At 75.3% G+C, this 9,588-nt stretch carries 1 protein-coding gene and 1 pseudogene; both read right to left on the bottom strand.

What is annotated here, in order from left to right; translation table 11 throughout:
- A pseudogene (locus GA0070215_RS27550) lies at positions 1-7,154 on the bottom strand (type I polyketide synthase); the annotation flags it as partial.
- Positions 7,155-7,180: 26 nt separating this feature from the next.
- On the bottom strand, positions 7,181-9,588 hold a 2,408-nt coding region (locus GA0070215_RS27545; RefSeq protein ID WP_141708279.1), incomplete at its 5' end, for a beta-ketoacyl reductase.

The raw sequence follows: 9,588 nt of genomic DNA, 5'->3' as shown, positions 1-9,588 counted from the left end.
GCCCCGCGCAGCGCCGTCACACCATCGGCGAACCGCACCGCCTCCCGCACATGCCGCACCCAGTACTCCGGGTTACTGATCTCGTCACCGGCCAGCGCCCCCGTCACGTTCGACACGACCGGCAACACCGGCGCGGAGAACACCAACCCGTCCAGGACCGTACGGAACTCGGCCAGCACCGGCTCCATCAACGGACTGTGGAACGCGTGACTCACCGCCAGCCGACGCGTACGCACCCCCCGATCACGCCAGACCCGCTCCACCCCGGCCAGGGCCTCGACGGCACCGGACACCACCACGGCGGCCGGGCCGTTGACCGCCGCGATACCCAGCCGATCGGTCATCCCGGCGAGAGACTGCGCCACCGCAGCCTCGTCGGCCGCCACGGCCAGCATCCCGCCACCGGTGGGCAGCGCCTGCATCAACCGACCCCGCGCCGCCACCAACTGACACGCGTCGGCCAAGGACAGCACACCCGCCACATGCGCCGCCGTCACCTCACCGATCGAATGACCAGCCAGCATGTCCGGCACGATCCCGAACGACTCCACCAGACGGAACAACGCCACCTCGACGGCAAACAGCCCGGCCTGCGTGAACACCGTCTGATCCAGCAACTCCGCCTCGGGGCTGCCCGCCGACGCGAACAGCACCTCCCGCAACGGACGCGGCAGCAGCGGGTCGAGGTGCGCACACACCTCATCCAGCGCGGCGGCGAACACCGGGAACTCCGCCGACAAGTCCCGGCCCATGCCGGCACGCTGCGCACCCTGACCCGAGAACAGCAACGCGAGCTGGCCGCGCTGGCCGCCCGGGCCGGTGAGCACGCCGGCCGAGACCTCGCCCGCCGACACGGCTTCGAGGCCCGCCAGCAGTTCGTCGCGGGTCGCACCGGACACGACGGCCCGGTGCTCCAGTACGGAGCGCGACGCCACCGAGGACCACGCCACGTCGAGCGGGCGCGGGGCCCCGGTGCCGCCGAGCCACTGCGCCCAGCGGCCGGCCTGCGCCGACAGCCCGGCTGCGTCGCGGGCCGAGAGCAGCACCGGCAGCACCGACGGCGTCCGCGACGGCTCGCCCTCGACCTCCGGCCCGTCCCCGCCGGTCGGCGCGGGCGGCTGCTCCAGGATCAGGTGCACGTTCGTACCGCTGATGCCGAACGACGACACGGCGGCCCGGCGAGGCCGGTCCACCGCCGGCCAGGGGCGCGCCTCGGTGAGCAGGGAGACCGCCCCGGCGGACCAGTCCACGTGGGGGGTCGGCTCGTCGAGGTGCAGGGTCCGTGGGAGCAGGCCGTACCGCATCGCCTGCACCATTTTGATCATGCCGGCGACGCCGGCCGCGGCCTGGCTGTGGCCGATGTTCGACTTGATCGAGCCGAGCAGCAGCGGCCGGTCGGCCGGACGGTCCCGCCCGTACGTGGCCAGCAGGGCCTGCGCCTCGATCGGGTCGCCGAGGGTGGTGCCGGTGCCGTGCGCCTCGACGGCGTCCACGTCGGCAGTGGTCAGCCGGGCGTTCGCGAGGGCCTGCCGGATCACCCGCTGCTGGGCCGGCCCGTTGGGGGCGGTGAGACCGTTTGACGCGCCGTCCTGGTTGACGGCGCTGCCGGCGAGCACCGCGAGCACCCGGCGGCCCTGCCGCCGGGCGTCAGAGAGGCGCTGGACCAGCAGCACGCCGACGCCCTCCGACCAGCCGGTGCCGTCGGCGTCGGCGTCGAACGACTTGCAGCGCCCGTCCGGGGCGAGGCCGCCCTGGCGGGAGAACTCGACGAAGGCGCCGGGCGTCACCATGACGGTGACGCCGCCCGCCAGGGCCATGTCGCACTCGCCGCCGCGCAGCGCCTGGGCGGCCAGGTGCACCGCCACCAGCGAGGACGAGCAGGCGGTGTCGACCGTCACCGCCGGGCCCTCCAGCCCGAAGGTGTACGACACCCGGCCCGAGATGACGCTGTGCGCGCCGCCGGTGAGCTGGTAGCCGGCCAGTTCGGCCGGGGTGTCGGTGGTGCCGTAGCCCGACGGGGAGGCGCCCACGAAGACGCCGGTACGGCTGCCGCGCAGCTCCTCCGGGTCGATGCCGGCCTGCTCCATGGCCTCCCAGGACGCCTCCAGCAGCAGCCGCTGCTGCGGGTCCATGGCGACGGCCTCGCGCGGCGAGATGCCGAAGAACCCAGGGTCGAAGGTGGTGGCGCCGTCGACGAAGCCGCCCTCGCGGGTGTGTGAGACGGGTTGCCCGTCGGCGTCGACGGCCAGCAGCCGGCCCATGTCCCAGTGGCGATCGTCGGGGAAGCCGCTGATGCCGTCGCGCCCGGTGGCGACCAGCTCCCACAGGTCGTCCGGGTTGGCCACGCCGCCCGGGTAGCGGCAGCTCATGCCGACGATGACGATCGGGTCGTCGGCGACCGGCCCGGCGGGGCCCCAGGCGGTGACGGTCTCGACCTCGTGCAGGCGCAGCGTCGCCGACAGGTGGTCGGCGAGGGCGGCCGGGTTCGGGTAGTCGAAGACCAGGGTGGTGGACAGGGTGAGGCCGGTGGCGGCGCCGAGCCGGTTGCGCAGCTCGACGGCGGTCAGCGAGTCGAAGCCGAGTTCCTTGAACGCCCGGTTGGCCTTTACCAGTTCGGTGCCGGAGTGGCCGAGAACGGCGGCGGTGTGCGTGCGTACGAGCTCGGTCAGGTGGCGGTCCTGCTCGGCGCGGGGCAGCGTCAGCAGGTGCTGCCGCAGCCCGCCGCCGACGGTGTCCTCCGGTTCCGCGTCGACCACGCGCAGGGCGTCGCGCGCCTCGGCGATGTCGTCGAGCAGGGGGCGGGCGCGGGCGGCGGCGAACGCCGGGGTGAACAGGGACCAGTCGACGTCCGCCACGGTCACCGCCGGCACGGCCCGGCCGACGGCGCTGCGCAGCGCGTACACGGCCTGGGCCGGCGACATGGGGCCGAGGCCACGGCGGGCCAGCAGTTCCTGCCCCTCGCCGCTGGCCATGCCGCCGTCGGCCCAGGGGCCCCACGCCACGGCGGTGGCGGTCAGGCCGCGGGCGCGGCGCCGCTCGGCGAGGGCGTCGAGGAAGGCGTTCCCGGCGGCGTACGCGGCCTGGCCGCCGCTGCCCCAGATGCCGGCGATCGAGGAGAACAGCACGAACGCGTCGAGCGGTCGGTCGCCCAGCAGCTCGTCCAGGTGCACGGCGCCGGCGATCTTGCCGTCGAGCACCCCGGCCAGGCCGGCGAGGTCGGTGTCGACGAGCATGTTCAGCTGGCCCACCCCGGCGGCGTGCACCACCGCGGTCAGGGGCGCCGGGTCGGCGTCGACATCGCGCAGCAGCGCCTCGACGCGGGCGCGGTCGGCCATGTCGGCGGCGACCAGGCTCACCCGGGCGCCGAGCGCGGTCAGTTCGTCGCGCAGCTCGGCCGCCCCGGGGGCGTGCTCGCCGCGGCGGCTGGTCAGCACGAGGTGCTCGGCGCCGTTGGCCGCCGCCCAGCGGGCCACGTGCGCGCCGAGCGCCCCGGTGCCGCCGGTGACGAGGACGGTGCCGGACGGCTGCCAGCGGTCGACTGTGCCGACGGCCGCCGGCGTGGCGCGCACCAGGCGCCGCACGAAGACACCGGAGCGCCGCACGGCCACCTGGTCCTCGTGGCCGCCCCCGGTCAGGACGCTGACCGCGTGGTCCCAGTCGCCGCGCCCGGGCGCGTCCGGCAGGTCGACCAGGCCGCCCCAGAGCTGCGGATGTTCCAGCCCGGCGACCCGGGCCAGACCCCACAGCCCGCCCTGGGCGACGCTGCGCACCGGGTCGGTGTCGCCGGTGCCGACAGCGCCCCGCGTGAGCATCCACAGTGGTGCCGCGACGTCGGCGGCGTGCAGGGCCTGCACCAGCGTCATCGTGGCGGCCGTGCCGAGCGGCACCGCCGGCTGGCCGGGGTGGGGTCGCTCCAGCAGGCCCAGCAGGGAGACGATCCCGGTGAACGGAGTGTCCCCCACGACGCCGGCCAGCCGCGACGTCACCTGGTCGCGCTCGGCGAGCGGGTCCACCGCCAGCCGGGACACCTCGCCGCCGGCGACGCTCAGCGCCCCCGCGAGCGCCCCGGCCCACTCGGCAGTGGCGGCGTCGGCGGGCTCCACGAGCAGCCAGCGTCCCGGCGGGGTGACCGGTGCGGGGGCGGTGGTGCGCTTCCACACCACCCGGTACGACCAGCCGTCGACGACGGCGTCCCGCAGCCGCGCCTTGCGCCAGGACGACAGGACCGGCAGGGCCGGGGCCAGGACGCCCGCCCCGTCGGCGCCGAGCTGCGCGGCGAGGGCCGCCACGTCGGAGCGCTCGACGGCCGACCAGAACTCGACGTCCACCACGTCGGGGCTGACCGGGCCGGTGACCGAGGCCGGCATCTGCTCGGGCCAGTAGCGCTGCCGCTGGAACGCGTACGTGGGCAGGGCGACCGGGGTCGCTCCGGCGCCGGCGTAGAGGGCCGCCCAGTCGACGGGTACCCCGTTGACGTGCAGCTCGGAGAGGCCGGCGAGCAGAGTCCGCGCCTCGGGGCGGTCGGCGCGCTGGGCGGGCACGGCGAGGACGGGGATGTCGTCGGCGTCGGCCGGCTCCTGGCCGCTGAGCACGTCCCGGGTCATGGCGGTCAGGACGCTGCGGGGGCCGATCTCCAGGAACGTGTCCACCCCGGCGGCGCGCAGCGCGGCGACCCCGTCGGCGAAACGCACCGCCTCCCGCACGTGCCGCACCCAGTAGTCGGGACTACGGATCTCGTCGACGTCAGCCAGCGCACCGGTCACGTTCGACACGACCGGCAACGCCGGCGCCTCGAACGTCAACCCGTCCAGGACCACCCGGAACTCATCCAGCATCGGCTCCATCAACGGACTGTGGAACGCATGACTCACCGACAACCGGCGCGTACGCACACCCCGCCCACGCCAGACCCGCTCCACCTCGTCGAGCGCCTCCACCGCACCGGAGACCACCACCGACGTCGGCCCGTTGACAGCCGCGACCCCCACACCGGTCAAGTCGTCCAGCGTCGCCAGCACATCGGCCTCAGCCGCCGCAACGGCCAACATCCCACCACCGGCCGGCAACGCCTGCATCAACCGGCCCCGCGCCGCCACCAACACACACGCATCCGCCAGCGACAACACCCCCGCCACGTACGCGGCCGTGACCTCGCCGATCGAGTGACCGCCGACCAGGTCGGGGGCGACGCCGAACGACTCCACCAAGCGGAACAGCGCCGCCTCGACCGCGAACAGACCCGCCTGCGAGAACACCGTCCGGTCCAGCAGCTCCGCCTCGGCGGAACCCTCGGGTGCGAACAGCACTTCCTTGAGCGGGCGCGGCAACAGCGCGTCGAGCTGTGCGCACACCTCGTCCAGCGCGGCGGCGAAGACCGGGAACTCCGCGTACAACTCCCGGCCCATGCCGGCACGCTGCGCACCCTGACCGGAGAAGAGCACCGCGAGCGGACCCCGGCCGGCGGCCTGCCCGGCTACCAGCGCGCCCGACGGCCGCCCGGCGGCCAGGGCACGCAGCCCGGCCAGCAGCTCCTCACGGCCGGTCGCGGAAACCACGGCCCGATGCTCCAGCGCGGAGCGCGACACGACCGACGACCAGCCGACGTCCACGGTGCGGAGGGCCTCGTCGTCCTCCAGCCACCGGGCCCAGCGACCCGCCTGCGCGCTGAGCGCTGCTTCGGAGCGGGCGGAGAGCAGCACGGGTACCGCCGGCAGGGCGACGGTGGGAGCCGGCCCGGTGTCGGCGGGGTCGGCGGCGTCCGGGGCGGGCGGTTCCTCGATGATCGTGTGCGCGTTCGTGCCGGAGATGCCGAACGACGACACGGCCGCCCGGCGGGGACGGTCGGTCGCCGGCCACGGCGTCGCCTCGGTCACCAGCGACACCTCGCCGGCCGACCAGTCCACCTTCGGCGTCGGCTCGTCGACGTGCAGGGTGGACGGCACGAGCCCGTGCCGCATCGCCATCACCATCTTGATCACACCGGCGACGCCGGCGGCGGACTGGCTGTGGCCGATGTTCGACTTGATCGAGCCGAGCAGCAGCGGCCGGTCGGCCGGACGGTCCCGCCCGTACGTGGCCAGCAGGGCCTGCGCCTCGATCGGGTCGCCGAGGGTGGTGCCGGTGCCGTGCGCCTCGACGGCGTCCACGTCGGCAGTGGTCAGCCGGGCGTTCGCGAGGGCCTGCCGGATCACCCGCTGCTGGGCCGGCCCGTTGGGGGCGGTGAGACCGTTTGACGTGCCGTCCTGGTTGACGGCGCTGCCGCGGATCACGGCGAGGATCGGGTGCCCCTTGCGCTGCGCGTCCGACAGCCGCTCCACCAGCAGGATACCGACGCCCTCGGACCAGCCCGTGCCGTCGGCGGCGGCGGCGAACGACTTGCACCGGCCGTCGGGGGCGAGCCCCCGCTGCCGGGAGAAGCCCACGAACGGGCCGGGGGTGGCCATGACGCACACGCCGCCGGCCAGGGCCAGGTCGAAGTCGCCCTGCCGCAGCGCCTGGCACGCCAGGTGCAGGGCGACCAGCGACGACGAGCACGCGGTGTCCACGGTGACCGCGGGGCCCTCCAGTCCGAGGGCGTACGCGATCCGCCCGGAGACGACGCTGGTGGCCGTACCGGTCAGCAGGTAGCCCTCGTCGGCGCCCTCGGCCTCGCTCTGCGGGCCCATGCCGTAGCCGTTGGCGGCGGTGCCGACGAAGACGCCGACCTTCTGCCCCCGCATCGAGGCGGGCGCGACGCCGGCGTGCTCGAACGCCTCCCACGACGTCTCCAGGAGCAGCCGTTGCTGGGGGTCCATCGCCACGGCCTCGCGCGGCGAGATGCCGAAGAACTCCGCGTCGAAGTCGGCCGCGTCGTAGAGGAAGCCGCCCTCGCGGGTGGTGGAGCGGCCGGCCCGGTCGGCGTCCGGGTCGTACAGGTTGTCCAGGTCCCAGCCCCGGTCCGTCGGGAAGCCGCCGATCGCGTCGCCGCCGGAGGCGACCAGGTCCCAGAGCTGCTCGGGGCTGGCGACGCCACCCGGGTAGCGGCAGGACATCGCGACGATCGCGATCGGCTCCCTGGCGGCGGCGGTCAGCTGCTGGTTGAGCTGGCGGAGGCGGCCCGTCTCCTTGAGCGACGCGCGAAGCGCCTCGACGACCTTGTCTGCGGACGTAGACATCATGAGCTCCGTACTGGGGACAACGGTCAGGAATCGGTTCCGTCAAGCGCCAGCCTGACGAGAGCGTCGGTGTCGAGTTCGTCGAGGTCCAGGGCCTCGTCGGTGGACTCGTCACCGTCGTCGCCGTCGGTGTCGGCGAGGTTGAGCAGCAGGTCCAGCAGCCCGGCCTCGCGGAGGCGGGCCAGCGGGATCGCCGCGAGCGTCTGCCGGACGGCCGCCTCCGCCGGGTCGCCGTCGTCCGCCTGCGCCGCCTCGGGCAGCAGGCCGTCGAGCAGGTTCTCGGCGAGCACGGCCGGGTTCGGGTAGTCGAAGACGATGGTCGCGGGCAGCGACAGGCCGGTGACGCCGGTCAGTCGGTTGCGCAGCTCGACCGCCGTCAGCGAGTCGAATCCGAGCTCCTTGAACGCCCGCTGCGGCTTGACCCGGTCCGTTCCCGGGTGACCGAGCACGGCCGAGGCGTGGGTACGGACCAGGTCGACCAGGTGCCGGACCTGCTCGGGGCGGGGCAGGGTGAGCAGGTGCTCCCGCAGGGCGTCGGCGGCACCGCCGGGCTGCTGCTCCACGGCGTGGGCGTGCAGCGCCTCCCGGGCCTCGGCGATGTCGTCGAGCAGCGGCCGGGGGCGGGCCGAGGCGTACGTCGGGGCGAAGACCGCCCAGTCGACGTCCACCACGGTCAGCGCCGCCCCGGGCAGGCCGGCGGCGTACCGCATGGCGTGCACGGCGTCGGCCGGCGCCATGGCGGTCAGGCCGCGTCGGGCCAGCATCTGCTGGGCATCGCCGGTGGCCATGCCGCCGTCGGCCCACGGCCCCCAGGCCACGGACGTCGCCGCCAGGCCCCGGCCGCGCCGCTGCTCCGCGAGCGCGTCGAGGAAGGCGTTGCCCGCGGCGTACGCGGACTGACCGCCGCTGCCCCACACCCCCGCGATGGAGGAGAAGAGCACGAACGCGTCCAACCGCCGGTCGCCGAGCAGGGCGTCCAGGTGCAGCGCGCCGGCCACCTTGCCGTCGAGCACGCCCGCGAACGCGGCCAGGTCGGTGTCGGCGATGAGCCCGGACTCGCCGGCGCCCGCCGCGTGCACCACGGCCGTCAGCGGCGCCGGATCCTCGTCAAGGCGGGCCAGCAGCGCCGCCACCTGGTCGCGCTCGGCGACGTCGCAGGCGACGACCGACGCCCGTACGCCCTGGACGGTCAGCTCCTCGCGCAGCTCCGCGGCTCCCGGGGCGTCCCCCCCGCGGCGGCTGGTCAGCACGACGTGCTCCGCCCCGTTGGCCGCCGCCCAGCGGGCCACGTGCGCGCCCAGCGCGCCGGTGCCGCCGGTGACCAGCACGGTGCCGGACGGCCGCCACCGCTGCGCCGTGTCGGGGGCGGCGGGCGCCGAGCGGACCAGGCGACGGACGAACACCCCGGAGGGGCGTACGGCAAGCTGGTCCTCGTCGCCGGCACCGGTCACCACCCGCGCCAGCCGGTCCCAGGCCGTCGCGTCGGCCTGCTCGGGCAGATCCACCAGCCCGCCCCACAGGTGGGGGTGTTCCAGGCCCGCCACGAGCCCCAGGCCCCAGAGTCCGCTCTGGACGGCAGCGTGCACGGTGTCCCCGTCGCCGGTGCTGACCGCGCCCTGCGTCAGGCACCACAGCCGGGTCGTCGCCCCGGTGTCGTGCAGCGCCTGGAGCAGCAGCAGCGTAGCGGCCGTCCCGACCGGCACGGCCGGGTGGGCGGGGTGCGGCTGGTCGCGGAGGCCGAGCAGGGAGAGCACGCCGGTGACGGGACCGTCGGCCAGTGCGTCGCCCAGCCGCCGGGCGAGGCCCGCCCGGTCGGTGCCGGCCGGGTCGACGGTGAGCCGGACCACGTCGGCGCCGACCTCGGCGAGGGCCTTGGTGACCGCCTCCGCCCGGGTGCCGTCCGCCAGGTCGTCCTGCGCCGTCACGAGCAGCCACGCGCCGGGCCGCGCCGGGCCGCCGGTGATGTCGGTGCGCTTCCATCCGACGCGGTACGACCACGTGTCCAAGACGGCACGCTGCGTGCGTGCCCGGTGCCAGGTCGACAGGACCGGCAGGGCCGGGGTGAGGGCGTCCAGGGCGGCGCCGTCGTCGCCGAACTGGGCGGCGAGGGCGCTCAGGTCGCCGCGTTCGACGGCCGTCCAGAAGTCGGCGTCACCGCCGTGGGTCGCCGTCTGCCGCGGCCGGCTCGCCGGCTCGGGCCAGTACCGCTCCCGCTGGAAGGCGTACGTGGGCAGGTCCACCCGGCGCGCGCCGGTCTCGGTAAACCACGACTGCCATGTCACCGGCACACCGTGCACGTGCAGCTCGGCCAGGGCGTGCAGCAACGCCTGCGCCTCCGGCCGGTCCCGGCGCTGCACCGCCACCGCCAGCACGACGTGGTCATCGGGCAGCACATCCGCTGCCATGGCGGTCAGCACGCTCTGCGGGCCGACCT

The sequence above is a fragment of the Micromonospora marina genome (assembly GCF_900091565.1).
GTDB classification, from domain to species: domain Bacteria; phylum Actinomycetota; class Actinomycetes; order Mycobacteriales; family Micromonosporaceae; genus Micromonospora; species Micromonospora marina.
This window is presented reverse-complemented; position numbering and strand designations above follow the sequence as displayed.